The organism is Psychrobacillus sp. PGGUH221 (assembly GCF_042055255.1).
Classification (GTDB): domain Bacteria; phylum Bacillota; class Bacilli; order Bacillales_A; family Planococcaceae; genus Psychrobacillus.
In genome coordinates, this window is sequence record NZ_JAQMHQ010000056.1 from 1 (window position 1) to 255 (window position 255).

The window sequence follows — 255 nt, forward strand, 5'->3', positions numbered from 1 at the left end:
ACCACTGAACTACTTCCGCTCGGTTATTAAATTAAATGGTGCGGGTGAAGGGAGTCGAACCCCCACGCCTTGCGGCGCTAGATCCTAAGTCTAGTGCGTCTGCCAGTTCCGCCACACCCGCATGCATTATTCACTTAAAAAGTGATGAGCCATGTAGGATTCGAACCTACGACCCTCTGATTAAAAGTCAGATGCTCTACCAACTGAGCTAATGGCTCTAAAAATGGTGCCGGAGAAAGGACTTGAACCCTCAAC

At 49.0% G+C, this 255-nt stretch carries 2 tRNA genes; both read right to left on the reverse strand.

From position 1 onward, the window contains the following. Nucleotides 1-36: 36 nt before the first annotated feature. Nucleotides 37-121, reverse strand: a tRNA-Leu gene (locus PGC35_RS22170). Nucleotides 122-145: 24 nt separating this feature from the next. Continuing rightward, nucleotides 146-218 (reverse strand) — tRNA-Lys (locus PGC35_RS22175). Between the last annotated feature and the right edge of the window lie 37 nt (nucleotides 219-255).